We start from the raw sequence: 26485 nt of genomic DNA on the forward strand, positions 1-26485 counted from the left end.
ATTAAATGACTTCGACTCCTTTTTCTTTTAACAGACGGAGACCGACGTCCTTCAGCTTGTATTTCTGAATCTTGCCGCTGGCGGTCATCGGATAGCCGTCGACGAAGAAGATGTATTTCGGGATTTTGTAACGTGCGATCTGTCCCCGGCAGTACAGTCTTACTTCTTCCTCGGTCAGCGAGCTTCCCTCCTTGATCTTGATGAACGCTCCGACCTCCTCGCCGTATTTCGGGCTCGGAATGCCGGCCACTTCGACCGCCTCGATCTGGGGCATCTTATAGAGGAAGTTCTCGATCTCGCGCGGATAGATATTCTCGCCGCCCCGGATAATCATCTCCTTGATACGTCCCGTAATGCGGAAGTAGCCGTTCTCGTCCATGACGCCCAGATCGCCCGAGTGCAGAAATCCGTTCTCGTCGATGATGGCCGCCGTCGCTTCCGGATTCTTGTAGTAGCCCTTCATGATATTGTAGCCCTTGCAGCACATCTCGCCCGGCGTGCCCGGAGGACACTCCTTGTTCGTCGCGGGGTCGAGCACTTTCACTTCGACGTTCGGGAACGCGCAGCCTACGGTCGTCGCCCGGATTTCCATCGAGTCCGTCACGCGCGAAGCGGTCATGCCCGGCGATGCCTCGGTCAGGCCGTAAACGCTGATGATCTCTTTGCAGTACATTTTATCCATGACCTGCTTCATCGTCTCGATAGGGCAGGGGGCTCCGGCCATAATGCCCGTTCGCAGCGACGACAGATCGAACATGTCGAACATCGGGTGGTTCAGCTCGGCGATGAACATCGTCGGCACGCCGTGCAGCGCCGTGCAGCGCTCTCTGTGGACCGACGCGAGCACCTTCAGCGGATCGAAGTCCTCGACCATTACCATGGTCGATCCGTGCGTGATGACCGAGCAGACGCCCAGCACGCATCCGAAGCAGTGGAACAACGGCACGCAGATCAGCAGCCGGTCGGCCGACGTGAAGTGCATGCAGTCGCCGATCGTCTGCCCGTTGTTCAGAATGTTGTGGCTCGTCAGCATGACCCCTTTCGGGAAGCCGGTCGTGCCGGAAGTGTATTGCATGTTGATTTCGTCGTGGCAGCCGACCTGCGCTTTCGCTTCGCTGAGCATCGCGTCGTCCGTCAGCGATCCGAGCGTCATCAGCTCGGAGGTGTTGTACATGCCCCGCTGCTTTTCCTGTCCGATGTATACTACGTTGCGCAGTTCGGGAAAACGTTCGCTATGCAGATGGCCCCGGGGCAATGTTTTCAGCTCGGGCACCAGATCGTACAGTATCTGCACGTAGTCGCTGTCGCGGTAGCCGTTCACCATACACATGGTATGAATGTCGGCGTTCTTCATAATGTACTCGAGCTCGGCGGCCTTGTAGTTCGTATTGACGGTGACCAGCACGGCGCCGATCTTGGCCGTCGCGAACATCAGCGTCATCCAGTCGGGCACGTTCTTGGCCCATACGCCGACCTTGCTGCCCTTGCGCACGCCGATGGCGAGCAGGCCCTTGGCGAAAATATCGACTCGCTCGTCGAACTCCTTGTACGAGAAGCGCAGTCCCCGGTCGGGGTATATCATGAATTCGTGATCCGGCTGTTCGCGCACCCATTTCTCGAGGATGCCGCCCAGCGTATAGTCGATCAATTCCATTTTTCTACGAAAGCCAACGGATTAATACGGAGTGTAGACTACGGCCAGTATCCTGGCTTTGGCGCCGGGCTCCGTGCTCGACAGACTGTGGGGAACGATCGAGTCGAAATAGATGCTGTCGCCCGGGTGCAGCAGATATTTTTCCTGACCGTACGCGAGTTCCACGTCGCCGTTCAGTACGTACAGAAACTCCTCGCCCTCGTGATTCGACGGCTTCGCGTCGGGAACCGTGTATTCCACGTTGACGATGAACGGTTCCATATTCCGGTCGGCCTTGTTTTGCGCCAAGGCGTAGAATTTCAGATGTTCCATGTCACTGCCCTTGCCCTCGGCCAGATTGATCGTGGGGCGGGGGGCCTGGCTTCCGTTTTGGGTAACGGCCGGCTCGGTCGACTCCATTCCGTCGAGGAAAGTTCCCAGACGCACTCCCAGCGAGCGCGAGAGCTTGACGAGCGTAGCGACCGAGGGAATCAGCTCCCCTTTTTCGATCGATTCGATCTGAGACGGATGAACGCCCGATTGCGACGATATGTCGCTGACCGACATGTTGTTGTCTTCGCGCAAACGTCTTAGCTTATATCCGATATTCTCTGTCATGGTTGTCTCGGTTTATGTCCTTACTGAGATCAAAGTTATCCTGTGCTTTCAGCGCCGCCAAATATTTTTTCAGGGAAAATACGAAATCCAACGGACCCGATATCGAATGAGGAGCCGGCCGGCTCGGCTTAACCGATATTTTTCTTAACTTTGAGCGTTCAAAAGAGCGAATCTATGAAAATTACGATTATCGGCGGCGGTAACATGGGCGGTGCGATCGCCGGAGGGCTGGCTGCCGGGAACATGATAGCGGCCGGCGATATTACCGTAACGGCCCGAACCGCCCGGACTTTGGACAGAATCAAAGAGTGTAATTCCGCCATTGTTACGATGTCCGACAATCGGGCGGCCGTCGAAAGCGCCGATCTTGTCCTGTTTGCCGTCAAGCCGTGGCTGCTGGAGGAAATTGCGGCCGGCGTGCGCGACGTGCTCGATTACCGGCGCCAGCAGGTGGCCTCGGTCGTGGCGGGAGTTTCGTTCGAGCGTCTGACCGAGATGCTCGATAACGGCAGCGGGATTGCGCCCGTGCTTTACCGCATCATCCCGAATACGGCCATTTCGCTGGGACGCAGCGTTACCTTTATCGCGCATAGCGGCGCGACCGGCGAGCAGCTGAATGCCGTCGTGGCGATGTTCGACCAGTTGGGCCGAACATTCGTCGTGACCGAGGAAATGATGACGGCCGGTACGTCGCTCGCCTCCTGCGGAATTGCCTTTGCGCTCAAGTATATAGACGCTTCGATACGTGGCGGCGTCGAGCTCGGGTTCTCGGCGGCCGAGTCGCGCGAGGTGGTGATGCAGACGATGAGGGGCGCTTTGGCGCTGCTCGAATGCAACGACACGATGCCCCAGCAGGAGATCGATAAAGTGACAACGCCCGGAGGCATTACGCTCAAGGGACTGGAAGCCATGACGAGGGACGGTTTCGAAGGCGCGGTGCGGGCCGGATTGCTCGAAAGCCGGTAGAACCGGCGCGACGAGACCGACGGGAGATCGAAAAGGAATTCAAGCGGAAAGAGGCAAGGAGAAGATTTTATGGAACGATATCGATTCGGACGGGTGGTTGTCAAGGTGGGCAGCAATGTGCTGACGAGGGATGACGGTACGCTCGATACGACGCGCATGTCTGCGCTTTCCGACCAGATCGCGCAGTTGCATAGGGGGGGAGTCGAGATCATATTGGTTTCGTCCGGAGCCGTGGCCGCGGGCCGTAGCGAGTTGGGGACGGAGCGCAAGCTCGACTCGGTCTCGGCGCGCCAGCTGTTCTCGGCCGTCGGACAGGTCAAGCTGATCAATCGCTATTACGAGCTGATGCGCGACCGCGGCATCCTCTGCGGCCAAGTGCTGACGACCAAAGAGAGCTTTTCGACCCGGCGCCATTACCTGAATCAGCAGCACTGCATGACGGTCATGCTCGATCACGGCGTGATTCCGATCGTCAACGAGAACGATACGGTCTCGGTAACCGAGCTGATGTTCACCGACAACGACGAGCTTTCGGGCCTGATCGCGGCGATGATGGATGCCGAGGCCCTGATCATTCTGAGCAATATAGACGGAATATATAACGGCGATCCTTCCGATCCCGCTTCGGCCGTCATCCGAACGGTCGAGCCGCACCGCGACGATCTGAGCGGGTATATTCAGACCGGTCGCTCGCAGTTCGGGCGGGGAGGGATGCTGACCAAGTACCGCATGGCGAGCAAGGTGGCGGACGAGGGAATCGAGGTGACGGTCGCCAACGGCAAGCGCGACGGTATACTGACCGACCTGCTGTCGCCGGGATCGGACGTCGTATCGACCCGTTTCGTTCCGGCCTCGCATTCGATTTCGCAGGTCAAGAAGTGGATCGCTCATAGCGAGGGTTTCGCCAAGGGAGAATTGCATATCAACGAGGGGGCGTACGAGGCTTTGTTGCGCCCCGAGGCGACGAGCCTGCTTCCGGTGGGCGTTTGTCGTGTCGAGGGCGAATTCGAGAAGGACGACATCGTGAAGATCGTTTCGCCCGACGGCATCGCGATCGGCGTCGGCCGCGTCGCATGCGACAGCGAGCGGGCCCGGCAGGTGGCGGGGCGCAAAGGCGGCCGACCGCTCGTGCATTACGATTATCTTTATATGGATTAAGCGAAACAAAGCATATGGAACCGAAATCTCTTTTCGAACGGGCCGTCGAGGCTTCGCGCTGGCTGAACCGGATCGAGCCGGAACGGATCGACCGGGTGCTGTTCTCCGTAGCCGATGCGGCGGAGCGCCGATCGGACGATATTCTCGCGGCCAACCGCGAGGATTTGGCGCGCAAGGATCCTTCCGATCCGATGTACGACCGATTGCAGCTCACTCCGGAGCGGATTGCCGGTATTGCGGCCGACATGCGCAACGTGGCCTCGCTGCCTTCGCCGCTGGGGCTGACGCTCGACGAGCGGATGCGGCCAAACGGCATGAAAATCCGGAAAGTGTCCGTTCCGTTCGGCGTGATCGGCGTGATTTACGAGGCCCGGCCGAACGTAGGCTTCGACGTGTTCTCGCTTTGCCTGAAGGCCGGAAGCGCTTGCGTACTGAAGGGCGGAAGCGATGCCCGCGACTCGAATGCCGCCATTGCCGAGCTGATCCGGGACGTATTGCGCGAAAACGGTTTCGACGAGCATTGCGTCACGCTGATGCCTCCCGGGCGCGAGGCGACGACCGCCCTGTTGGAGGCCGTGGGACAGATCGATCTGGTGATTCCGCGCGGCAGCAAGGGACTGATCGACTATGTACGCGACCATGCGCGGGTTCCTGTGATCGAGACCGGGGCCGGTGTCTGCCATACCTATTTCGACCGCGAGGGCGATCTGGAAAAGGGTGCCCGTATCGTCTTCAATGCGAAGACGCGCCGCGTGAGCGTGTGCAATGCGCTCGACTGCCTCGTCGTGCACCGCGAGCGTTTGGCCGATCTGCCGGAGCTTTGCGGCCCGCTGGCGGAGCGACAGGTCGTGATTCTTGCCGATTCCCCGGCCTACGAGGCGCTCGACGGACGTTATCCCGGAGCGTTGTTACGACATGCCGACGAGCATAGCTATGGGACCGAGTTCCTCGCGTACCGTATGTCGATCCGCACGGTCGGGTCGCTCGACGAGGCGGTAGAGCATATCGCTCGCTACTCGTCGCGTCACAGCGAGGCGGTCGTGTCCGAGAATGCCGGAACGATTCGAGAATTCCAGCAGCGTGTCGACGCGGCTTGCGTTTATGCCAACGTTTCTACGGCCTTTACGGACGGAGCCCAGTTCGGTTTGGGCGCCGAGATCGGTATCAGTACGCAGAAGTTGCACGCCCGGGGACCGATGGCTCTGCGCGAGCTGACGACATACAAGTATCTGATCGACGGAGACGGCCAGACCCGCGCGTAATGGGGACAGACCAATTCTCTGCTCGGCCGTCTTGAGCCGGAGAATCCGCAATTTCTTCTGTGTGTGTCGTTTGGGCTGTACATACGGCTGCCGGTTAGCCCGCGTGCATTTTGCCGATAGAGACAGACATCGCGGAAAAAGAGAATAGAATCTTTCCCCCGAACGGATATGACGAGGTGAGAGGGAAACAAGATGAACTTCCTCTAAAAAATATCTGCATGCTTGAATGTACTGAATGTATAAGATAGCGGTTTTTAAGAAAGCTGATGTCTCCAGTGCCTGAAAATGAGTGATAATCAGTCGTAATATGCGAGATATTTGGAAGAACCGGAAGGTCTGAAATAGACTATGCTGTTCTGGACGATCCAGTTTGGCAGGGACGACCTCGGTGCGTTCTTCTTTTCAACTGCTCGTGTTTTTTGAAACGGCGTGTTCCCTATTCCTGCGATCCGGATCCGCCATATGGCGAAGAAACGATATTTAACAACATCTATGACGAAAAAAGAAAAGACCTTATCTTTTCTCTGGCAACATTTTCTGCTCCTGATCTCATTGTATCTGATGACATTGGGAGTCGTTCTTTGCGTAAAATCGTGTTTGGGCAGCAGCGTGATCTCCTCGCTGCCGTTCGTTTTTTCGCTGGCCGGCCCGATAAGCCGTGTTCCGGCATGGACGATCGGCGGATATACGATTGCGATGAATGCGGTCCTGGTACTCTGTCAGATTCTTATCCTGCGAAGGAGATTCGACCCCATGCAGCTTTTCCAGCTGGTCATAGGATTTATTTTCGGGTGGCTGATCGACCTGAATATGGCATTGACATCCGGACTGGAATGCACGACGCTGACTTCGCAGTTGCTCACCCAGTTGGCAGGCTGTACGATCATGGGTATCGGCATCGCCTTCGAGGTCCGGTGCGGTTCGGTAACCATGCCGGGCGAAGGAATTTCGATCGTCATCAGTCAGGTGACGCGCCGTCCGTTCGCAAAAGTCAAGATCGGAGTGGATACGACCCTCGTACTGCTCGCCGTGGCGAGTTGCTATCTGTTTTTCGGAAGTTGGCAATGGAATGTCATAGGTGTCGGAACGCTTTTCGCGATGATCTACGTCGGACTCGTGATTAAATTCATTGCTCCGCATCTGGGTTGGTTCGACCGCCTGCTGGCCTATGTCCCGGGATTTCGACGTTATCTGTTCGGACTGGCGCGACTCCTCTATCGCCGTAGCGATGGTGCCGAATAGGCTGAAAATTGCCTGCTTACGAATGTCCGACTCTTCCCGGTAGCGATTCTTCCCCGGATTTGTTTCGTACCCGACGGTTTGCGCTTGCACAACGCATACGGTAAAGTTTGAATCGGTCATATCGAAATCGAGCGGTTTTCGCCGGTATTAGGAACGATAGCCTCCGTATCGTACGGTGACTGCTTCGTCTTGCACAGTTTGCCGATCGATTCCGGCTGCAGATTGAGTAATCGGGCCGCATTCTCGGCGAAGGAATGCCCGCAAAAACCGGGAAACAGAACCGTGCTTACGAGCTCCCTTAGTTTCTCTTGTGCGCAAGCGTTATAGCACGGCGTCACGGTGTTGTGAGAATCGTTTCTCTTCTTCCCGTCGCATACGGTTTGTGCTTCGGCAAACCGTTGTCACCGTATTTTAATGTCGGGCAGGGCCTCTTGCAAGGCGGTTCGGTCTATCTCGAAGTAATGGTAGGGGTAGAGTACGGCCGGGCGGATCAGCCGGGCGGCCTCGATGAACATCTGGTCGCTCATCGTGTACGGCAGGTTCTTCGGCAGGAAAGCGATGTCGATCGGGCCCAGATGCTCCATTTCGGGGATCAGCTCGGTATCGCCGGCGATGTATATGCGAAGCCTCTCGATTTCGAGCAGATAGCCGTTGCCTTCGCCTCGGATATGGAACGGAACTCCGGGCGAACGCATCGAGATGCGATTGTAGGCGGGGACGGCGCGTATCGGAATCTCGTTCCATACGGTCTGGGAGCCATTGCGAAGCGCTTTCCCCCGCTTCAGCTCGCGGATCACGGTCGGACTGCCGATGATTTGCGTCGTCGGCCGCTCGATTTCGGCGATCGCCAGCGTGTCGAGATGGTCGCCGTGGTGATGCGTGATCAGAATCAGATCGGCATCCGGCAGCTGGCCGTAGTCGGCCACGTCGCCGTAAGGATCGACATGAATGATCCGTTCGCCATAGCGCATCATGATCGAGGCGTGGCCCACGCAGGTTACCTCCAGCGTCTTGTCCCGTGTCAGATATTGGTCCGTCATAGTCGTTTCGATTCGTACTGTCGTTTGCGTTCCGTAAATTTACGAATAGTTTGTAAATTTGGCGCTCCGAAACTGTTTTTGCGTACAATGAAACCTTATCTTACGATCGGCCTGCTCGTTATTTCCAATATATTCATGACTTTCGCCTGGTACGGGCAGCTGCGGCTCAAGGGTCATAAGTGGTTCGACAACCTTCCGTTTTTGCTGGTGGTCGTCTTCTGCTGGGGTATTGCGTTCTTGGAATACCTGTTTCAGGTACCGGCGAACCGGATCGGTTTTCGCGAGAACGGGGGACCTTTCACGCTGTTCCAGCTCAAGGTGATCCAAGAAGTCGTTTCGCTGACGGTTTTCACCGTTTTCGCCCTGCTGATGTTCAAAACGGAAACGTTCCGTTGGAATCATGCCGCGGCATTCGCTTGCCTCGTTCTGGCGGTTTACTTCGTGTTCAGGAAATAATTTGCAGGATAGCGCACTTCCACCATTCTTGCGAAGAATACCGAGCTGACTTTTTTCAATAAAAATAGTCGAAAAAGGTTTGTCTGTTGTGAAAAAAGAGATAAATTTGCATTGTTTTTAAAATTGTAATCGATACAAATGAAGGCTCGGGATATGCAGGACTGTCTGCTCGGCCACGGCATCAAGCCGTCGGTTCAGCGTCTGGCCGTGATGGAATACCTGAAAACGCATTGTACGCATCCGACGGCCGACGAGATATTCTCCGCCCTGAGCCCGACGATGCCGACTCTGTCGAGAACGACCGTGTATAATACGCTGAGACTGTTGGCAAGTCGAGGCGCCGTACTGTCTCTCGACATCGACGGGAAAAATACCCGTTTCGACGGAGATATCCGGCCCCATGCCCATTGGCTTTGCCGGGGTTGCGGCGCCGTGCGCGACCTGCCGCTGCCGGTCGACTCCCGGAGTCTGACAGTCCGGTTCGAGGAAGGGACGGTCGACGAGGTGCAGCTTTATTATAAGGGATATTGCGAAAATTGCCGAATGCAGTCGGAAGGCTGAACGAATAACAAAATCAAACTTAAACAGAAAGATGGCTATGAAAAAGAAGTTTATCTGTACCGTATGCGGTTACGTGCACGAGGGAGAGGAAGCTCCCGAATTTTGCCCGCAGTGCAAGCAGCCCCGCTCGAAATTCAAGGAAGTGGTCGAGGGCGAGGCCATGACGTGGGCCGACGAACATGTGATCGGCGTGGCCAAGGGCGTCGATCCGGAAGTGCTGGAAGGTCTGCGCGCGCATTTCTCGGGCGAGTGCAGCGAGGTGGGAATGTACCTGGCGATGAGCCGTCAGGCCGACCGCGAGGGATATCCCGAGATTGCCGAGGCTTTCAAGCGTTATGCATGGGAGGAAGCCGAGCATGCCGCCAAGTTCGCCGAGCTGCTGGGCGAGATCGTGTGGGACACGAAGACCAATGTCAAGGCCCGTATGGAGGCCGAGTGCGGCGCATGCGAGGACAAGAAGCGTATCGCTACGCTGGCCAAGAAGCTGAACCTGGATGCGATTCACGATACGGTACATGAAATGTGCAAGGACGAAGCGCGTCACGGCAAAGGTTTTGAGGGCCTTTACAATCGTTACTTCAAGAAATAGTCGAACTGTCTGCGGGCAACACCCGCAGACGAGCGATCGTGGAAAGGGAGGCTTTGCAGGGCCTCCCTTCGTTTTTTTGAGTGTTTCGTGATCGGAAACGAATTTCCGACGGCGCAAGGACGGAATACCCATACCGTTGTATCCGCGCGAATGCACGGAACGCTTGATCTAGTCCCGCTTCATGACGATGCTGCGCAGATCGCGGTCGAACCGGTCGTATTGGGGCTGCGTGATCGTTCCGGGGTAGGAAAGCACGGTCAGCATGAATCCGCGGGGATCGTCCTCGTGGTAGAGATGCTGCGTGTGGCGGTAAGGATTCGTCCGGAACCCGAGTTTTTCGTAAAAGCGAAGCCGCCGCGTAGTCGGTTCGTCGACTACGGGCTCGATTTCGAGGATGACCGTCTTGTCGGTCGATCCGCACAGATGTTTCATGATCCGACTGCCGTACCCTCCGCTCCGAAGCGACGGATCGATGCACAGGTGCTCGATATATACGTAAGAGTCGAACTCCCAGTAACCGACCAGTCCGACGAGTTTCCCTTCGTCGGTATAAGCGAGCAGACTGTAAAGTTCCGATCGCAAAGCCGTTCTTTGGTGCTCGAGCGTCCGTCGCTCGACCCGAGGAAAGCTGTCGTTATACAGTTTCCAAATCTGGGCGAACAGGGGGTGCTCGGTCGTCTCGATTCGTATGGGCTCCATGCGGGCAAAGATAGTCAAATGAACGGAACGGACAAAAAATGGTATGCCGTTTGGGAAATGTCGCCGATTATTTTATATTTGTATATCGTTGCTTGCGGACGCGGACAATCGGGGAACCTGCGGCGAGAAGTGTCTGAGAAACAACGGGGCGGAAGGAGGAAAAAAGCAGTCTGTCGCTTGTCTTTGGTCGACCGGATCGAGTTTAGCATTCTATTTGTTGGACGTTCAGAGTTCAAATCTTAATCGTATGAATAGGGACCAATTGTTGGAAAGGCTGGAGCGCGAGCGCTCGTGGGATTTCGTCGTGATCGGAGGGGGCGCTACCGGGCTGGGAATCGCCGTCGATGCGGCTTCGCGCGGATTCCGGGTGGCTTTGCTGGAGCAGGCCGATTTTACCAAATCGACGTCGAGCAAAAGTACGAAGCTCGTACACGGAGGCGTTCGCTATCTGGCTCAGGGCGACGTGAGGCTGGTGCTCGAGGCGCTCAAGGAGCGGGGGCTGATGCGTCGCAACGCGCCTCATCTGGTCAGGGACCAGTCGTTCGTCATTCCTTGCTATCGATGGTGGGAAGCTCCCTTTTACGGAATCGGGCTGACGCTTTACGACCTGATGGCCGGCCGCCTTTCCTTCGGTCGGTCCCGCTATCTGAGCCGCAAACGCGCGCTGGAAGCGGTTCCCGCGCTGTCCGCCGACAAGCTGAGGGGCGGTATCCTGTATCATGACGGGCAATTCGACGATTCGCGCATGGCGGTCAATTTGGCTCAGACCGCTGTCGAGCACGGAGCCGTCGCGGTCAATTACGTCCGGGTCGAAAAGCTGCTCAAGACCGACGGCAGGCTTTCGGGCGTCGAGGCGGTCGATCTCGAAAGCGGCCGTCGCTTTCGGCTCGATGCGAAAACCGTTGTCAATGCGACGGGCGTTTTCGTCGATTCGATCCTTCAGATGGACGACCCGACCGGCATTCATCTGGTGCGTCCCAGTCAGGGAGTCCATTTGGTGCTCGACCGAAAGTTCCTTCGTAGCGAACAGGCCGTGATGATCCCGAAAACCGATGACGGCCGTGTGCTGTTCGCCGTTCCGTGGCATAACTACGTGGTGGTCGGCACGACCGACACGACGGTCGAGCGGCCGTCGCTCGAGCCCCGTCCGCTGGAGGAGGAGATCGATTTCATTCTCCGTACGGCCGACCGTTACCTGAGCGGCCGTCCCCGGCGCGAGGACGTGCTGTCCGTCTTCGCCGGACTTCGTCCGCTGGCCGCCCCGAAATCGAGCGGGGAAAGTACGAAGGAAATTTCGCGCAGTCACAAAATTATGGTGTCCGGGTCGAACCTGATCACGATCATCGGAGGCAAGTGGACGACCTATCGCCGGATGGCGCAGGATACGGTCGACCGGGCCATTTCGCTGGGACTCGTTGCTCGGGCCCGCTGCGTGACCGAGAATCTGCGCATTCACGGATATCGCGAGACGACCGATTTCGATCATTATCTTTATGTCTACGGATCGGATTTGGAAAAGGTAGAAGCGCTGATCCGCAGTTCGGAGGAAAACGGCCGGCAACTGCATCCCCGTTTCGGATTCCGCGTCGGACAGGTCGTGTGGGCCGTGCGCGAGGAGATGGCGCTGCATGTCGAGGATGTGCTGTCGAGGCGTATCCGGGCCCTGTTCCTCGATGCCCGGGCCGCGCGGGAAATGGCCCGTCCCGTGGCGGAGATCATGGCGCGCGAGCTGGGTCGTCCGGGAGAGTGGATCGAGTCCGAGACTCGCAGCTTCCAGTCTTTGTGCGACGGGTACGTATTGCAACGGGAACGAGTTTGACAATTCAAAAATCATATCGAAATGGACAGTGAAAAATACATACTCGCCCTGGATCAGGGAACTACTTCGTCCCGGGCCATTATCGTCAATCGGCAGGGGCAGGTCGTGGCCTCGTCTCAGCGCGGTTTCGAGCAGATCTTTCCCCGTCCCGGATGGGTCGAGCACGATGCCTCGGAAATATGGTACACCCAGTCGTCGGTTGCCGCCGAGGCGGTCGCCAAAGCGAATCTGACCGGGCTGGACATCGCCTGCATAGGGATCACCAACCAGCGGGAAACGACCGTGATCTGGGATCGGGAGACATCGCTGCCGGTCTATAACGCGATCGTGTGGCAGGACCGCAGGACCGCCGCCTACTGCGAGGAGCTCAAAGGCAAGGGCTACGAGCAGGCGATTCATCAGAAGACCGGCCTGATTCTGGACGCCTATTTCTCGGCGACCAAGATCAAGTGGATTCTCGATAACATCGAGGGCGTGCGCGAGCGCGCGGAGAAGGGCAAGCTCTGCTTCGGAACGATCGACAGCTGGCTGGTCTGGCGGTTTACGCGGGGTGGGGCGCATGTGACCGACGTGTCGAATGCGTCGCGTACGATGCTCTTCAATATCCACACGCAGCAGTGGGACGACGATCTGCTCGAATTGTTCGATATTCCCCGAGCGATTCTGCCCGAAGTAAAGGCCAGCAGCGAAGTTTACTGCGATACGGCCACGACGCTCTTTTCGACGAAGATACCCATTTCGGGCATTGCCGGCGACCAGCAGGCCGCTCTTTTCGGACAGCTTTGCGTCGAGCAGGGCATGTCCAAGACGACCTACGGAACGGGTTGCTTCGTGATGATGAATACCGGCGACCGGCCGGTTTTTTCCCAAAACGGGATGCTGACTACGATCGCATGGAAGATAGGGGAGCAAATAACTTATGCGCTCGAGGGGAGCGTCTTCGTCGGCGGAGCCGCGATTCAATGGCTGCGCGACGGCTTGGAAATCGTCCGCTCGGCGCACGAGACCGAAGAGTTGGCGCTGTCGGTCGCCGACAGCGACGGAGTCTATTTCGTTCCGGCCCTGACGGGCCTGGGCGCGCCCTATTGGGATCAGTACGCGCGGGGACTTCTGGTCGGTCTGACCCGAGGAACGACGAGGGCCCATATAGTCCGTGCGGCGCTCGAGGGCATCGCTTTCGAGGTGTACGACGTGATCCGGGCCATGGAGCACGACGCGACGCGGCGCTCGACGGAAATGAAAGTGGACGGAGGTGCCGTGGCGAACAATTTCCTGATGCAGTTCCAGTCCGACCTGACGCGCGGCGGGGTCGTCCGGCCGAAGATTCTGGAAACGACGGCGATGGGAGCGGCCTATCTGGCCGGACTGGCCGTCGGCTTCTGGAAGGATACGGAGGAGATCGGCCGCTACGCCGAGGTCGAGCGACGCTTCGAGCCCGAAATGCCGCAGTCCGAGGCCGAGCGCAGGATCGAGCGCTGGCATGAAGCCGTCGGCCGCGCCGGAGGCTGGGCCAAGGACGACTGACGGGGCGTACCGCTTTTCATTGCGGCCCCTCAGGCCGGCGGGCGACGGGGCCTAATCGCTCCCTGAACCCTGCTCATAGGCGGGAGATGACAGCCGGTCCTGCCTTGATATGAGAAGACTCGGCGCGCCGGACGCTGCGGCCCGTCGCTCGTACTATGCCCGGATTGCGGGCCTGACAGGAAAGCGAAAGGGCGAAACGGAAGAAACCCTACGAAACGAATACAATGGAGTTATGACACCTTTTACAGCGGAATTACTCGGGACGATGCTTATGATCCTGATGGGCGACGGCGTAGTCGCCAACGTGGTACTCGACAAAACCAAGGGACATGCCGGAGGCTGGATGGTCGTTACGACGGCATGGGCGTTGGCCGTGTTCGTCGGGGTCGTCGTGGCGGCTCCCTACAGCGGCGCTCACCTGAACCCGGCCGTTACGTTCGCTTTTGCGCTGACGGGACAGTTTCCTTGGGAGCGGGTGCTCCCGTACGTGTCGGCCCAGATGATCGGGGCCGCGCTCGGGGCGGTTCTGGTTTGGCTGGCCTACAGGCCTCATTTCGAAGCGACGCCGGACCCTCGGACCAAGCTGGCCGTTTTCTGTACGGCTCCGGAAATTCGGCGCACCGGCTGGAATTTTCTCACCGAGATGATCGGGACGTTCTCGTTGCTGTTCATCATCTTTTACATTACGGTCGGAGAGATCACGCTGTCGGACAATATCTCCACGTTGCCCGTTGGACTGGGCTCGGTCGGCGCCCTGCCGGTCGCGTTCACGGTCTGGGTGATCGGCCTTTCGTTGGGCGGTCCGACGGGCTATGCGATCAATCCTGCCAGAGACTTAGCGCCGCGCGTTGTCCATGCCCTGTTGCCGATCCGAGGCAAGGGCGGAAGCGACTGGAGCTATGCGTGGATTCCGGTCGCGGCACCTCTGTGCGGCGCGGCGTTGGCAGCGTGGCTTTATAATATGCTTCTGTAGCCGATTGCCCGGTTGCGCGGCGTTTTCGGTTTGACAGCGGGCGTTCAGAAGAACGAGATGCGCACGATATTACCGGGGCCGGTTCAGAAGCTTTGGTGCAAAGAGGACCGCCGTTTGGGTGAGCGCTCACGGAAAAGCCCCGTCTGAAAACGGGGCTTGAGGAAGACTAAGGGTTCGCAGCCGCTTAATTTTCTTTTTCCAACACGGTCTCCGTTCCGTCGAGGCTCAGGAATGTCTTGCCGTCTTTCTCGACGATCGTGGCTGTTTGGGTATAATCGCTGGTCTGTCCGTTGCCGATGCTTCGGCCTTTGAGGATCACCTTGTCTGCCTCGCCCTGCAACTCCCACGATTCGATAGGGAGCGTCGCCATGTTGATGGAGCCGGCCTTGCCTTCGATTTGCAGTTCGACTCCCATCCGCTTCGTCGAATCGATCGGATCGGGCATGGTCCATTTGCCTATGGCTTTCGCATAGGTCGCGTCCGTGGCGACCTGGGTCGCCGGGGTGACTTCCGACATTTTCCCCTGATAAGTGACCGAAATCAGGTTGCCGATGAGCAGGCCGTTCGCATCCGTCTTGTCCGCTTCTTCGAGCGAGAACGTGTGCGTGTCGTCTCCCGTGAGGGCCTTCACCGTAACGGTATTCATCGAGGCGTCTACGATCACCCCGTCGAATCGGTTCGGCGTATTGTCCTTACACGCGGTCGAGGTCAACACTGCGGCGAGCGCGAGGGATAAGATTTTTTTCATAATCTTGACTTTTAATAAGAAAACGTTGTAAAGATAATTGTTTTTTGTCAAGTCGTGCCGAAACCGGTATAAAAATATATTCCCTTTACGTGGAGACGGAATCGCTTTGTCGGCCGGGGACGGGCTAACAGGTTTCATTTTGTTCCGAACCGCTCGGAGGCAGGTTTTCGTGTAGCGACAGATGGAGGATCGGATGCCTGATTCCGTGCGGATCGAATTCGTCGCGTCCCGTTATCCGGAATCCTCTTTTCAGGTAGAATGTCTTGGCCGGGCGATTTTGCTCGTTCACGTCTACTCGCGTAGCTCTCAGTTCTTGGATTGCCCGATCGAGCAGGCGGGAGCCCAACCCGCGTCCCTGATGTTCCGGTGCGACGAAAAGCATTTCGATCGTTTCGTCCTGCACGGCGCAGAACGCCGCGATCGTTTTCCCTATGCGGATGCCGAAAGGGGAGAGCGTGACAAGATAGCGGTCGTGTACGGCCTGCCGGTATAAAAGGATTTCGTGCTCGTTCAGAAAATCGTGGGTCTTGCGTACCGACGCTTCCCAAACGTCGGTCAGCTCGTCGATGTCCGATTCTGAGAACCATTGAATCGTCGCGGTACGGAATGGATCGTCTTTCTGCATAAGATGCGAGATATTACTGTCGGGCGGGCATTTCTTCCCGATCCGCGACTGGTTACAAATATATGAAATATTTGCCGTCTGTCGCATGCGTTATGACGACCATTCGATCCGCCGGATTGCAAGATGCGACCCTTCTTTCTATGTACGCCCGCTACAGAGTTGCCGTTTGGGGAGCCGCATCGGGCGGCAGGCGGCAGACGATCGCCTCGAAAGGCCGGAGCGCGATCGGGCCGGACGGCTCGATGCGGGTGCGATCGCTGTAGTTGCTCAGCAGGACTTCCGCATCCGTCGTGTCGGTATCGACCGTGGCGCAGGCTTCTTTCGGCGTGAAGTTGAGCAGAATGAGGAACCGTTCGTGGTTGCTTTCGCGCACGTAGGCGAATACTTGCTTGTTGTCGGCGTCGGTCAGTCGGAAGCTTCCGATTATCAGTTCGCGGTTCGACCTGCGGAGCCGCATCGCCTTTTTGAAATAGTTCAGCACCGAATCGGGGTCGTTCTGCTCGTCCTCCGCGTTGACCCGTTTTCGGTTCGGGTTGATTTTCAGCCAAGGCACTCCTGTGGTGAATCCCGCCCGTTCGCTGCCGTCCCATTGGAAAGGCGTTCGGGCATTGTCGCGGGCCGTTTGCTTCTGCTCCTCGAGAAAGGCTTTCGGGTCGCCTCCTTCCTTTCGGATCTGCAAGTAACGGTTTCGCGTATCGATGTCGTTGTAGTCGTCGATGTTCTCGAAGCGGATGTTGCTCATGCCGATTTCGTCTCCGGCCAGCCAGAAAGGCGTCCCGCGCATCGTGAGCAGGAAGGTGGCGAGCATCTTGGCCGCGTTTTCGCGATGCTCCGGCGCATCGCTTCCGAAGCGGCTGACCATGCGGGGCTGATCGTGGTTGCCCAAATAGACGGCCGGCCAGCCGTCGCCGGCCGCTCGGTCCAGTTCGGCGAACATCTTCTTGACCGCCAGCAGGCTATAGTCGATCCCGGTATCCGGTGCGTCGGGCTTGGTCGTCTTGCGCAAGTCGGGAATCTCGAACGTGTAAAGCATGTTCAGCTCTCGCCGCGACGGCTCGACGAAACGGTGCAGGTCCGGCGGCTTGACGCCCGAGCCTTCGCCGACGGTCATTACGGCATACCGGCTCGTGACCTGCTCGTTCATTTCCCGTAGGTAATCGTGCAGATGCGGCCCTTGGGAATAGTAGTCGAACATGTCGGGATATTTGCGCGAGTCGACTTCCGGGTACGAGATGTCTTTCGATATGTAGGGGATCGAGTCCATCCGGAAGCCGTCGATCCCTTTGTCGAACCAGAATCTCATCAGTTCGTAGATTTCATGCCGAACCCGGGGATTCTCCCATTTCAGGTCGGGCTGTTTGCGGGAGAAATAGTGCAGGTAGTAGGACATCGTCGCGAAATTGTACCTCCATGCGTTCCCTTCCTCGTCGAAAAAGCTTTTGCGTCGCGGAGGCTCTCCGTTCTCGATCGGCCACCAGTGGTAGAAGTCGTAGAAGGGATTCAGGCGCGATTTGCGGGCTTCGACGAACCACGGATGTTCGTCGCTCGTATGATTGACGACCAGATCGAGTACGAGTTTCATTCCCCGGAAATGGACTTCGGCGAGCAGGTTGTCGAAATCGTCCATCGTGCCGAAATCGGCCATGATCCGGCGGTAGTTGCGTATGTCGTACCCGTTGTCGTCGTTCGGCGAATCGTAGATCGGATTCAGCCAGATCACGTCGACGCCCAGATTCTTGACGTAGTCCAGGCGGGAAACGATTCCCTGCAGATCGCCGATGCCGTCGCCGTCGCTGTCCATGAAACTGCGCGGATAGATCTGATAGACCACGGCTTCTTTCCACCATGCGTTATGGGAGTCTGCGCTTGGCTCGGCTTGGAGTTCTCCGGCTCGTTCGTGCGAATTCATAAAGTCGTTTTTCGGGATTGTCCTGCGAAAATTATACCGTTTTCCTGTTACGGTCCGACGCTTTGGCCCGATGGCGGAAACGGGACGGGACGTTTGGAAAAGTGCGCGTTCGTTTATTCGTTTTTGAAACGTAGCAGAGGCCGGGCTAATCCCCCGGCCTCTACTACTTACCTTATGAGTTACAGACGGTCTACTTTCTTGCGTATGCGCTCGGCCACGTCGTTTACGTCTTGCTGCATTCGCTCGGCGGTTCGGTCGGCATGGTCCAGTATCCGTTCCTCGTAATTGTTTACGGTGCCGTAAGCGTCTCTTGCCCGATAGTTGCCCTCGGAGCTCATAGGAGCCGTTCCCGACGTGCGATAGTCATGGTACTGCGATTCGTCGGTCAAGTCGTCCCGAATGCTTTCTACGCCTTCCTTGAAACGATTTTTGCGCTCTTTGATCTCCTTTTTAGCCTGCTTGGCTTCCTGACGGATTTCTTTTTTCAGCTCGCGGGCGCGTTTGTCGATATCGTCGACGCGGTTTTCATACCGGTTCGAGTACTCCTCGGCATGGTCCTTGACTTCGCCTACGCGCTCCTTGAGGTCTCGGATTTGATCCCGTTTTTGTTGTCTTACTTCCTGCTTGGCGTCGCGGGCTTCCTGCCTTATCTCTTTCTTCGTGTCTCTGACCGTCCGGTCGAATTCGTCTATCCGGTCGCTCAGCCGGTCTTCGTAGCTGTCGCTGCGATACTCGTACGGGCCTTCTTTTTTCATGATTCTATGCTTTTTACGTTAAACGATCGAGAGGGGTTATCCTCGGCTGTCCATGCTGTTGATGTCCGGATTGATCGCGGTGACATCCTGTTCGACGGTCCGTTCGGGGACGACCTCGTCCGAGTTTTGCTCGGTTCTCCTCGGAACCGGAGGCGTGTCGCAAGGCGTCAGTTGCGTTCTGGTGCTGACATGCTCCGGTCCCGAGCAGTCCGGCTGACTGTCGGTCCGAGCGGTCGTATTTTTTCTGTTCATTCCCAATGCGTTTTTTCGATTTGTTCCGGTTTGGCCGGCTTACGTCGTTTCTGGGAACAACGTTCGTACCACAGTTTTCTCGGCGATTCGTTTCGGAAGCGCTTCCGGCTCTATTGAACGGATACACATGCCGTAGCGACGCGGTGGAAATTTGTTGCCGGAACCGGAATACGAGAACTGCCGGATTCGGTGTGAGCAGCTATTTTCGGCGTTCGTGCCCGGATGCGGGAGATAAAGGGCGGGGGCCGGATCACGGTTTGTCGGCCGGCCCATGACAGACAATCATCGTCCGAAGATTTCCCCGAGCCAGTGAGCGATCGCCCTCCGGGGAGAGTAAAGCAGCATGCGTGGCCCCGAGAAACGCATGACGCGTCTCATCTTTTCCCGCATGGCCGGCCGGTAACAATGAACGGGACAGCGGCGGCAACTCGTTTTCGCTTCGCCGAAAACGCATCGGTCCAGCCTGTCGTGCGCATACCGGATCAGGGCGGCGCATTCGGCGCACGGTATCGGATGTCCCTCCTTTTTCCTGCAGTACAGGCCGACCATGTATTCTACGGTTCGTTTTTCCCGGTCTATTCGTGAGCGCGACGGTTTTTTCCGGTTGACAGGCATATGGGTCGTTTTTTCGATAAGACGAGAATCGCCGGTTTCTATTTTTCTCGCTATTGCAAAGATAAGAGCAATATTAAATATTCTCTCTGACGGGAGGAAAGGGCTTTCCAGATTATATCCTTATCTTACGCGTTTTAAGAGAAGACAGCTTGATCGTTTTGAGCGAGCAGTCTTTTCTGCAGGTAGGTCACTTTACTCCGTAGCTTTCCAGTTTGCGGTAGAGCGTTGCGATACCGATGTCCAAAAGTCGCGCGGCTTCGGCTTTGTTGCCATGCGTGTGCTCCAGCACGCGAAGGATATGGCGGCGCTCGATCTCTTCGAGGGTCAGGGAATCGGCCGAGGCGCCGCCTTCGGAAGTCATGCGGAATTCCGGCGAAAGGCAGTCGGAGGTCAGCGTATCCCCATCAGCCATAATCAGGCTGCGTTCCACTACATTGCGCAATTCGCGGACGTTGCCATGCCATGCGTGGCGTTCGAGGGCCTCGATATAGGCCTTGTCGATCGTCTTGATGCGCTTGCCCATTTTCGAGGCGAATTGTGCGGCGAAAAAGTCGATGTAGCCGCCTATATCGCCCGGACGTTCGCGCAAAGAGGGCAGGTGAATATGGAACACGGACAGCCGGAAATAAAGGTCCTCGCGGAAATTGCCGGCGGCGATCTCTTTTTCGAGGTTACGGTTCGTGGCGGCGATGATACGCAGATCGACCTTGGTCGGTAGGGTTTCGCCGATCTTGATGAATTCGCCGCTTTCGAGTACGCGCAACAGCTTGGCTTGCAGTTCGACAGGCATTTCTCCGATTTCGTCGAGAAACAGTGTGCCGTGGTCGGCTTCTTCGAATAGCCCTTTTTTGTCTTTTGTCGCACCCGTGAAGCTGCCGGCACGGTATCCGAAAAGTTCGCTTTCGAGCAGGTCTTTCGTAAAGGCCGAGCAGTTGACGGCGACGAATGTCTCTTTGGCACGGGAACCGGCGTGGTGGATCGCTTGCGCGAAGACCTCTTTGCCTGTTCCGGTTTCGCCCGTGAGCAGCACCGACGTGTCCGTCGCGGCGACTTTGCGTGCCAGATCCACGGCCTGACGGAGCGCTCCGGAGGAACCGATGATACGGTCGAACGAATGTTCGTCGGACATTTTTGCTTCAAAACGCGCCAGGCGCCGCTGCATCTGCGCTTTCTCCGTCGCACGGCTCAGCAACGGAAGGATTTTGTTATTGTCGTCTCCCTTGGTGATATAATCGAACGCGCCGTTCTTGATAGCCCGTACTCCGTCGGGTATGTTGCCGTAAGCCGTCAGAAGAATCACTTCGGATTCCGGTACCGCCGCTTTGATTTTCGCCACCAGATCGACTCCGTTACCGTCGGGTAATTTCACATCGCACAATACCACGTCGGGAGTTTCGCGTTGTAGTATCTTCAGTCCCGATGCGCAATTTTCCGCTTGCAAGACATCGTATCCCTCCAGAGAAATGATACGCGCCAACAACCCCCGTAGTTGCGGTTCGTCGTCTATGATTAGAATTTTCGACATAACTGCCATAATACCATTCTTTACTTGCAAAGATAGCTGTTTATCTTTATTTTGATAATTTATCGACCGGAACGGGCAGGGCGGAAAATTATGACGTTATTTGCTGGTAGGGACTCTCCGACTATTCTGTTATTTATTCTAAGATCAGGATACGAGCATCTATCGCATCTTATTTCCTATATGTGTTCGTCGGAAAGTATTTATGATATTTACAGGCGTTTCAATGCTCCAAACATGAAGAACATACGACCGAACTTCGAAACATTTGTTGCTTCGAATTGTCGTTCGGGATAATATGTCTATTCTATTTTGCAGTATTGTAAATTTTCAAAAGTGGCGCAAATGTATAGAATAATGCTGCAATATTTCAAATATTTTCATTGAATCTTTCAAATCATCCTCTAAAAAACCATGTGAGACTTAAGAGGCTGTCCAATATGCTATGATTCGAATACTTCGCAATAATGGTTTGCAATATTTATCAAATGTATTGTATGAAATTTCATAGATGATGATTTCTGCTGTTATATTCAAATATGTTAACTGTTTGATTGTTAGAAGTAATTATGGCTGGAAAACAATTTCAGTTCTATTGGGATATTATCTGTAACTTGGATAAGTTTTACATGGTACTGATAAAATTTGCCTATTTACCACCGTTAAATTGCACGAGGGACAGAATTTTGTCCCTTGTATCCGTTCAGGGAACAAACGGGGGACAAAATCAGGAAAAATTGATACAATGCTTTATTATCCCTGTGTGTTTAATGTGGTGATTATCAATATTATCGAAATTGGATTATTTCTTCTTTTACTTCCCATTGTGTATTGTTTAACATATTTATAATCAATTAATTACATATGGTTATTTGCCCACGCAAAACCGGGAAAATATCGAACCGAGAATATCGTTCGTCGTAATTTCTCCTGTAATGGTGCCGAGATGGTGGAGTACCTCGCGGATATCTTGAGAGAGCAGGTCGCCCGGCAAGCCTTCCTCTATGCCCTGTCGGGCTCGGGCGAGCGATTCGGAGGCATGAAGCAGGGCTTCGTGATGGCGGGCGTTGAAAACTACGGTTGCTCCCGCGTTGTCCAGATCGTCCGTGCGTACGCTCTCGCGCAGCGAACGGAGCAGTCCGTCCAAATGAGTTTCGAACTTGGCCGACAGCCATTCGACGGGAACGGATATCCGTTCTCGGAGAGTTGCCTGCTTGGATGCGAGTTCTTGCGCATCCAGCCGGTCGCATTTGTTCAGGACGATGATGAGCCGTTGTTCGGCCCGGAGCGGAATCCCGGCGTAGAGGGCGCTTATTTCTTCCGCGTCGTCGCGGGCATCGGCTACCAGCAGTACGACGGCAGCCTTGCCTATCCGATCGTACGTTCGCTCGATACCCATGCTTTCGAGCGGGTCGTCGGTTTCGCGGATACCTGCCGTATCGATGAAGCGGAACGGCAGCCCGTCTATGTTCAGCGTCTCTTCGATGACGTCGCGCGTCGTGCCTGCGATGTCGGATACCAAGGCTCTGTCTTCTTTCAGCAAGGCGTTCAGCAGGGTGGACTTGCCGACGTTCGGAGCGCCGGCAATGGCTACGGGAATACCGTTTTTGACAGAGTTGCCCAGTGCGAAAGAGGATATCAATCGGGTTATTTTCCGTTCGACGGCCGTCAATATTTCGAGCAATTGTTCCCGATCGGCAAACTCCACGTCTTCTTCGCCGAAGTCCAGTTCCAGCTCGAGTAGAGATACGAGGTGTACGAGTTTTTCCCTGAGTTGGCCGAACTCGTCCGAGTAGCCTCCTCGCATTTGTCTGAACGCCAAATCGTGTGCGGCGCGGTTGTCGGACGCGATGACGTCTGCGACGGCTTCGGCCTGCGACAGGTCCATTTTGCCGGCCAGAAACGCCCGTAGCGTGAACTCGCCCGGCCGCGCTGTCCGGGCGCCGTGCCGGATCGCCAGTTCCATCACGCGGCGAAGAATGTAGTCGGAGGCGTGGCACGATATTTCGATCATGTCCTCGCCCGTATAGGAGTGCGGAGCGCGGAAAAGAGAGACCAGCACTTCGTCTATAACGGTTTCGCCGTCGCGAATCGTCCCGTAATGGATCGTATATCCTTTCTGCGTAGACAGGGGCTTCCCTTGTATGTTTCTGAACAGCACGTCACCGATCGGCACGGCCCGTTCTCCGCTGATCCGGATCAGCGCGACGGCGCCGCCTGTACCCGTCGCGACGGCGGCAATCGTGTCGTTTCGCTCGCTGGTCATTTGCCGATGTATAGTATTTGGCCGATTCGCAGTCGCGTATCCGGCAGGTTATTCCGGCGCATGATTCCTTTGACGGTCGTACCGTATCGCTTGGCAATGGCCCCGAGCGTGTCGCCCTTCTTAACCTTATATTTCGTGCCGACCGGTTCTTTCGGTTTGTAGTCCTCGCCGGTCTGTCCGTATTCCGCCTGCTTCTGTCCGTTCAGACGCTCCTCGTCGCTGTCGTCGTTGCGGGCGAACAGCGCGCTCTGGCAATCGATGAACCGGGAGATTTCGCGTTGCGGCAGCACGAGCGGGTAGGGCTTGGTCGTGGCCGGAATGATTCCCTGTTTGTACTGGGGGTTCAGCAGCCGAATCATTTCTTCGGGGATGCCGAGCGCCTTGGCCACTTGATCCAGATGCAGATGGCGGTCGATCATGACCGTGTCGGTCGCCAGAGGAATCGGCGGATCGTTCGGCGTGATACCGTAGTCCGGGTAATAATGGTACAGATAGGTCATGGCGACCAGCGCCGGGATGTAATCCCGTGTCGCTTGAGGCAAGTAAGGGTAAATGTCCCAGTAGGTCGAGGCCTTTCCGCCGGCTCGCTTCAGTGCCTTGATTACGTTGCCGGGACCGTAGTTGTACGACGCGAGGGCGAGCGTCCAGTCGTCGAACATGTCGTACAGGTCTTTCAGATAGCGGCAGGCGGCCTGCGTCGAAGCGACCGGATCGCGTCGGGCGTCTACCATCGAAGAGATTTCGAGCCCGTAATAGCGGCCTGTCACGAGCGTGAACTGCCACAAACCTACGGCGCCGGCCGGCGATGTAGCGGTCGGTTGCAACGCCGATTCGATTACGGGCAGGAATTTGAGTTCCAGCGGCAGTCCGTTTTTCTCCAATTCCCGTTCGAAGATCGGGAAATAATACCGGCAGTAGGTCAGCATGCGCCGCGTAAGCGCCTTGTGGGTCGTCGTGTAGGCGGCGATCTGTTTGCGGACGATTTCGTTGTACGGAAGATGGATCGGCGAGACGATCGTCTTGAGCCGCTGACGGCAGACCGTTTCCGTGACGGTCGAGAGAGCCGGCAGAAAGCGCGACGTGTCGAGCCCGATGAAATCGCGGGCATAATTGTCGAACGTCTCGGATACGGCGTTGGCTTTCCAGCTGGCGACGATCGAGTCGTAACCTGCCGGTGTCGTCCGGATGTGCAGTTTCTCCCGTGCGTCGGGCGCATCTGCGACGGCAACCGTCCACAGACCGCAGAACATGCCGAAAAGGAGGGTCAGCGGTTTCGGTTTCATTCGGAATCAGAAAGTTAGTTTGAATGCCAGTCCCAGTCCGTTGACATTGCTCGTCTGCATCGTATACAGGTTGATGAGCGTAGGTTCGAGCGTCATGGAGAGATCGTCGCTGATGTCGTAGTCTTTCATTTGTGCATCCACATGGGCATCGACGATATTGAGCAGATACAGTCCGGCCGTGATGATGATGCACAAGTCCCGGTTACGGCGGTAGTTTTTCCGCATTTTGGCCAGATAGTCGAGCGTGTACCGGCCGTTGAATTCGTTCGTTCCTCCGGCGGCCTGTATGTCATAGGCGAGCTTGAACCGCTGATAGCCCCGGTTGTTGAAGTCGATGACGAACCCCATCGTCGCCAGTCCCCCGAGCACGATCGGCAGTTTCCAGTAGCTGCGGTTGTAGAGCTGGCCGGCTCCCGGGCATATAGTAGAGAGCGTCGTAGCTTTTTTCACGCTGTTGACAGACCCCTGATAGTTCAGCGCGGCATCGCCGATGAAGTAGATATAGGAGGCGATCGAGCCTATCCACAGCAGTGTGCGCCCCGTGTTGTGGCGGATCATTTCGCTCTGTATCGGATCGACGTCTTCTTGAGGCGCATTGTCCCGTCTCAGCGCGTCGTACTGGCGCTTGTAGTCGCGGAACTTGCTGTTTTCTCGGAAGCCGAAGTAGGCTGTCGTGGCGACGGTCCCGTACAGAATCGGTATCTTCCATGCCTGTTTGTTATACAGTTGGCCGAAGCCGGGGGCGACCGCCGATATCCAGCATACGCGCGAAATCGGCATCGTGTCCCGGAAAAGCTTGCTGTACCGAACGCTCGACGTGTCGCGTGCCATGCGAGCCAGTTGACGGCGCTGTCGGGCGGTCGTCGTCGTGTCGAGCTCGACGGGCGACAGGCTCTGCTGGGTTATGGCTACCGTGTCGGCTTTTGCGGTCGATGCGCTGTCGGATACGACGATCCGGGTACGAACTCCGTTGACGATTTTGTAGCGTTCCTCCGGGGCTTGGGCTCGGGCGTGAGTCCACACTAGCACCGATGCGAGCAAAAAGGCCGCTGTTCGGGCAAAAGCCGCTCCCCGTAGAAATATGTTCCTATTTCTCGATACCATTCAGTTTTCCGATAAACGTCTCTATGTCGTCGTCCGAACCGAATCCGATAACGATCTTTCCGCCTCCTTTATTGTTTTTCTTGATGCTGATTTCCTGCGTAAAAAGCCTTTCGAGGTGCTCCACCAGCCGCGAGTAGCTTTCGGGGAATTCTTCGTCGGCTTCGGCCTTGCGGGGCTTTGCCGAGTTGAGTTCCTTGACCGCTTCTTCGACCTGACGGACCGACAGACCTTTCTTGATCGTTTTCTTGAGCAGGGCGATCTGTTGCTGCTCGGACTCCAGGTTGATCAGCGCCCGGGCATGACCCATCGAGATCAATTCTTCGCGGACGGCCAGCTGCACTTCGACCGGAAGTTTAAGCAACCGGAGGTAATTGGCTACGGTCGAGCGTTTTTTGCCTACTCGTTCGCCGAGCGAGTCTTGCGTCAGGTGGCACTCGTCGACCAACCGCTGAAGGCTCAGCGCGACTTCGATCGCATTGAGGTCCTGTCGCTGAATGTTCTCGACGATGGCCATCGCGAGCATGGATTCCTCGTCCGCCTCGCGGATATAGGCCGGCATCGAAGTCAGTCCGGCCAGCTTCGAGGCGCGCCAGCGGCGCTCTCCGCTGATGATCGTATATCGTCCGTCCGCTTCCTTACGCACGGTGATCGGCTGAATGACGCCGAGCGTGCGGATCGACTCGGCCAGCTCGTCCAAAGCCTGTTCGCCGAAATGGGTGCGCGGTTGTTTGGGATTCGGGGCGATCCGGTCGATCTCGATCTCCTCGAAAGCGCTGCGCTTCGTTTTCTCGGGCAATGCCGAGCCTTCTATTTCAAAAATTGCGCCCAGACCACGGCCCAAGCCTTTGGTTTTCGCGTTCATGGTG

Annotated in this window: 25 protein-coding genes; 10 read left to right on the plus strand and 15 right to left on the minus strand. The window is 56.4% G+C overall.

The genetic code is table 11. From position 1 onward, the window contains the following. Position 1 precedes the first annotated feature (1 nt). Both NQ491_RS01065 and NQ491_RS01070 read right to left on the minus strand, forming a co-directional pair. Entirely contained in the window at positions 2-1654 is a 1653-nt protein-coding gene (locus tag NQ491_RS01065; protein ID WP_019245210.1) for an AMP-binding protein, read from the minus strand. Positions 1655-1675: 21 nt separating this feature from the next. Next, positions 1676-2251: a helix-turn-helix domain-containing protein gene (locus tag NQ491_RS01070; protein ID WP_026089541.1), complete on the minus strand. Its 576-nt coding sequence runs from the start codon at positions 2249-2251 to the stop codon at positions 1676-1678. A gap of 174 nt (positions 2252-2425) precedes the next feature. Here NQ491_RS01070 and NQ491_RS01075 point away from each other — a divergent pair, with 174 nt between their 5' ends. From NQ491_RS01075 to NQ491_RS01090, 4 genes are all read left to right on the plus strand, one after another. Beyond that, positions 2426-3217, plus strand: coding sequence for a pyrroline-5-carboxylate reductase family protein (locus tag NQ491_RS01075; protein ID WP_019245208.1), 792 nt, complete (start codon positions 2426-2428; stop codon positions 3215-3217). Between the two features lie 69 nt (positions 3218-3286). Further along, the gene (gene proB, locus NQ491_RS01080; protein ID WP_019245207.1) at positions 3287-4375 is read left to right on the plus strand and encodes a glutamate 5-kinase; all 1089 of its coding nucleotides are present in this window, start codon (positions 3287-3289) and stop codon (positions 4373-4375) included. Between the two features lie 14 nt (positions 4376-4389). Continuing rightward, on the plus strand, positions 4390-5637 hold the full coding sequence (locus tag NQ491_RS01085) for a glutamate-5-semialdehyde dehydrogenase (RefSeq protein WP_019245206.1): 1248 nt from the start codon (positions 4390-4392) through the stop codon (positions 5635-5637). A gap of 492 nt (positions 5638-6129) precedes the next feature. Then, positions 6130-6879, plus strand: a complete 750-nt coding sequence (locus NQ491_RS01090; protein WP_019245205.1) for a YczE/YyaS/YitT family protein — start codon at positions 6130-6132, stop codon at positions 6877-6879. A 401-nt stretch (positions 6880-7280) separates the two neighbouring features. On the opposite strand, the gene NQ491_RS01095 is transcribed toward NQ491_RS01090, so the two are convergent. Continuing rightward, positions 7281-7919 (minus strand): MBL fold metallo-hydrolase, encoded by a 639-nt coding sequence (locus NQ491_RS01095; protein WP_019245203.1) that lies wholly within the window; start codon positions 7917-7919, stop codon positions 7281-7283. An 87-nt stretch (positions 7920-8006) separates the two neighbouring features. Here NQ491_RS01095 and NQ491_RS01100 point away from each other — a divergent pair, with 87 nt between their 5' ends. The 3 genes from NQ491_RS01100 (at position 8007) to NQ491_RS01110 (ending at position 9525) form a co-directional block, all read left to right on the plus strand. After that, complete coding sequence (locus NQ491_RS01100; RefSeq protein ID WP_019245202.1) at positions 8007-8375, plus strand: DMT family protein; 369 nt, start codon at positions 8007-8009, stop codon at positions 8373-8375. Between the two features lie 138 nt (positions 8376-8513). Then, positions 8514-8936 carry a Fur family transcriptional regulator gene (locus tag NQ491_RS01105; RefSeq protein WP_019245201.1) on the plus strand — a complete coding sequence of 141 codons (423 nt, stop codon included), beginning with the start codon at positions 8514-8516 and terminating at the stop codon, positions 8934-8936. A 37-nt stretch (positions 8937-8973) separates the two neighbouring features. Next, a complete protein-coding gene (locus tag NQ491_RS01110; RefSeq protein ID WP_019245200.1) occupies positions 8974-9525 on the plus strand; it encodes an NADH peroxidase in 552 nt (183 codons plus the stop codon). Between the two features lie 168 nt (positions 9526-9693). On the opposite strand, the gene NQ491_RS01115 is transcribed toward NQ491_RS01110, so the two are convergent. Next, positions 9694-10224 (minus strand): GNAT family N-acetyltransferase, encoded by a 531-nt coding sequence (locus tag NQ491_RS01115; protein ID WP_019245199.1) that lies wholly within the window; start codon positions 10222-10224, stop codon positions 9694-9696. Between the two features lie 247 nt (positions 10225-10471). On the opposite strand from NQ491_RS01115, the gene NQ491_RS01120 reads away from it, so the two are divergent. From NQ491_RS01120 to NQ491_RS01130, 3 genes are all read left to right on the plus strand, one after another. Next, positions 10472-12043: a glycerol-3-phosphate dehydrogenase/oxidase gene (locus tag NQ491_RS01120; protein WP_034282632.1), complete on the plus strand. Its 1572-nt coding sequence runs from the start codon at positions 10472-10474 to the stop codon at positions 12041-12043. A gap of 21 nt (positions 12044-12064) precedes the next feature. Then, positions 12065-13567, plus strand: coding sequence for a glycerol kinase GlpK (glpK, locus tag NQ491_RS01125; RefSeq protein ID WP_019245197.1), 1503 nt, complete (start codon positions 12065-12067; stop codon positions 13565-13567). Between the two features lie 232 nt (positions 13568-13799). Beyond that, complete coding sequence (locus NQ491_RS01130; protein ID WP_026089540.1) at positions 13800-14540, plus strand: MIP/aquaporin family protein; 741 nt, start codon at positions 13800-13802, stop codon at positions 14538-14540. A gap of 184 nt (positions 14541-14724) precedes the next feature. Here NQ491_RS01130 and NQ491_RS01135 read toward each other — a convergent pair whose 3' ends face one another. The 11 genes from NQ491_RS01135 to NQ491_RS01185 form a co-directional block, all read right to left on the minus strand. After that, positions 14725-15288, minus strand: coding sequence for a lipocalin family protein (locus NQ491_RS01135; RefSeq protein WP_019245195.1), 564 nt, complete (start codon positions 15286-15288; stop codon positions 14725-14727). Between the two features lie 124 nt (positions 15289-15412). Beyond that, positions 15413-15913: a GNAT family N-acetyltransferase gene (locus NQ491_RS01140; protein WP_051012975.1), complete on the minus strand. Its 501-nt coding sequence runs from the start codon at positions 15911-15913 to the stop codon at positions 15413-15415. Positions 15914-16064: 151 nt separating this feature from the next. Further along, positions 16065-17822 carry a glycoside hydrolase family 13 protein gene (locus NQ491_RS01145; RefSeq protein WP_081587393.1) on the minus strand — a complete coding sequence of 586 codons (1758 nt, stop codon included), beginning with the start codon at positions 17820-17822 and terminating at the stop codon, positions 16065-16067. A 179-nt stretch (positions 17823-18001) separates the two neighbouring features. Beyond that, the gene (locus NQ491_RS01150) at positions 18002-18577 is read right to left on the minus strand and encodes a hypothetical protein (RefSeq protein WP_019245192.1); all 576 of its coding nucleotides are present in this window, start codon (positions 18575-18577) and stop codon (positions 18002-18004) included. A gap of 36 nt (positions 18578-18613) precedes the next feature. Further along, positions 18614-18829: a hypothetical protein gene (locus tag NQ491_RS01155; RefSeq protein WP_019245191.1), complete on the minus strand. Its 216-nt coding sequence runs from the start codon at positions 18827-18829 to the stop codon at positions 18614-18616. Between the two features lie 282 nt (positions 18830-19111). Then, on the minus strand, positions 19112-19444 hold the full coding sequence (locus tag NQ491_RS01160; RefSeq protein WP_034282628.1) for a nitrous oxide-stimulated promoter family protein: 333 nt from the start codon (positions 19442-19444) through the stop codon (positions 19112-19114). A 187-nt stretch (positions 19445-19631) separates the two neighbouring features. Then, positions 19632-20969, minus strand: a complete 1338-nt coding sequence (locus NQ491_RS01165; protein WP_026089537.1) for a sigma-54-dependent transcriptional regulator — start codon at positions 20967-20969, stop codon at positions 19632-19634. A gap of 865 nt (positions 20970-21834) precedes the next feature. Beyond that, on the minus strand, positions 21835-23232 hold the full coding sequence (mnmE, locus tag NQ491_RS01170; RefSeq protein WP_019245188.1) for a tRNA uridine-5-carboxymethylaminomethyl(34) synthesis GTPase MnmE: 1398 nt from the start codon (positions 23230-23232) through the stop codon (positions 21835-21837). Next, positions 23229-24515 (minus strand): transglycosylase SLT domain-containing protein, encoded by a 1287-nt coding sequence (locus tag NQ491_RS01175; RefSeq protein WP_019245187.1) that lies wholly within the window; start codon positions 24513-24515, stop codon positions 23229-23231. The genes mnmE and NQ491_RS01175 overlap by 4 nt, the downstream gene beginning before the upstream one ends. Positions 24516-24521: 6 nt before the next feature. Further along, positions 24522-25556: a DUF5683 domain-containing protein gene (locus NQ491_RS01180; protein WP_034282626.1), complete on the minus strand. Its 1035-nt coding sequence runs from the start codon at positions 25554-25556 to the stop codon at positions 24522-24524. A 46-nt stretch (positions 25557-25602) separates the two neighbouring features. Then, on the minus strand, positions 25603-26481 hold the full coding sequence (locus NQ491_RS01185) for a ParB/RepB/Spo0J family partition protein (RefSeq protein ID WP_019245185.1): 879 nt from the start codon (positions 26479-26481) through the stop codon (positions 25603-25605). Positions 26482-26485: the final 4 nt, after the last annotated feature.

Origin of the sequence: Alistipes ihumii AP11, assembly GCF_025144665.1 — a bacterium.
GTDB classification, from domain to species: Bacteria; Bacteroidota; Bacteroidia; order Bacteroidales; family Rikenellaceae; genus Alistipes_A; species Alistipes_A ihumii.

Coding starts and splice junctions, on each gene's coding strand:
- NQ491_RS01110 (WP_019245200.1), top strand. CDS start 8,974: ATGAAAAAGAAGTTTATCTGTACCGTATGCGGTTACGTGCACGAGGGA.
- NQ491_RS01120 (WP_034282632.1), top strand. CDS start 10,472: ATGAATAGGGACCAATTGTTGGAAAGGCTGGAGCGCGAGCGCTCGTGG.
- NQ491_RS01155 (WP_019245191.1), bottom strand. CDS start 18,829: ATGAACAGAAAAAATACGACCGCTCGGACCGACAGTCAGCCGGACTGC.
- NQ491_RS01150 (WP_019245192.1), bottom strand. CDS start 18,577: ATGAAAAAAGAAGGCCCGTACGAGTATCGCAGCGACAGCTACGAAGAC.
- NQ491_RS01130 (WP_026089540.1), top strand. CDS start 13,800: ATGACACCTTTTACAGCGGAATTACTCGGGACGATGCTTATGATCCTG.
- NQ491_RS01115 (WP_019245199.1), bottom strand. CDS start 10,224: ATGGAGCCCATACGAATCGAGACGACCGAGCACCCCCTGTTCGCCCAG.
- NQ491_RS01165 (WP_026089537.1), bottom strand. CDS start 20,969: ATGTCGAAAATTCTAATCATAGACGACGAACCGCAACTACGGGGGTTG.
- mnmE (WP_019245188.1), bottom strand. CDS start 23,232: ATGACCAGCGAGCGAAACGACACGATTGCCGCCGTCGCGACGGGTACA.
- NQ491_RS01160 (WP_034282628.1), bottom strand. CDS start 19,444: ATGCCTGTCAACCGGAAAAAACCGTCGCGCTCACGAATAGACCGGGAA.
- NQ491_RS01070 (WP_026089541.1), bottom strand. CDS start 2,251: ATGACAGAGAATATCGGATATAAGCTAAGACGTTTGCGCGAAGACAAC.
- NQ491_RS01095 (WP_019245203.1), bottom strand. CDS start 7,919: ATGACGGACCAATATCTGACACGGGACAAGACGCTGGAGGTAACCTGC.
- proB (WP_019245207.1), top strand. CDS start 3,287: ATGGAACGATATCGATTCGGACGGGTGGTTGTCAAGGTGGGCAGCAAT.
- NQ491_RS01075 (WP_019245208.1), top strand. CDS start 2,426: ATGAAAATTACGATTATCGGCGGCGGTAACATGGGCGGTGCGATCGCC.
- NQ491_RS01135 (WP_019245195.1), bottom strand. CDS start 15,288: ATGAAAAAAATCTTATCCCTCGCGCTCGCCGCAGTGTTGACCTCGACC.
- NQ491_RS01105 (WP_019245201.1), top strand. CDS start 8,514: ATGAAGGCTCGGGATATGCAGGACTGTCTGCTCGGCCACGGCATCAAG.
- NQ491_RS01140 (WP_051012975.1), bottom strand. CDS start 15,913: ATGCAGAAAGACGATCCATTCCGTACCGCGACGATTCAATGGTTCTCA.
- NQ491_RS01100 (WP_019245202.1), top strand. CDS start 8,007: ATGAAACCTTATCTTACGATCGGCCTGCTCGTTATTTCCAATATATTC.
- NQ491_RS01185 (WP_019245185.1), bottom strand. CDS start 26,481: ATGAACGCGAAAACCAAAGGCTTGGGCCGTGGTCTGGGCGCAATTTTT.
- NQ491_RS01065 (WP_019245210.1), bottom strand. CDS start 1,654: ATGGAATTGATCGACTATACGCTGGGCGGCATCCTCGAGAAATGGGTG.
- glpK (WP_019245197.1), top strand. CDS start 12,065: ATGGACAGTGAAAAATACATACTCGCCCTGGATCAGGGAACTACTTCG.
- NQ491_RS01175 (WP_019245187.1), bottom strand. CDS start 24,515: ATGAAACCGAAACCGCTGACCCTCCTTTTCGGCATGTTCTGCGGTCTG.
- NQ491_RS01145 (WP_081587393.1), bottom strand. CDS start 17,822: ATGAATTCGCACGAACGAGCCGGAGAACTCCAAGCCGAGCCAAGCGCA.
- NQ491_RS01090 (WP_019245205.1), top strand. CDS start 6,130: ATGACGAAAAAAGAAAAGACCTTATCTTTTCTCTGGCAACATTTTCTG.
- NQ491_RS01085 (WP_019245206.1), top strand. CDS start 4,390: ATGGAACCGAAATCTCTTTTCGAACGGGCCGTCGAGGCTTCGCGCTGG.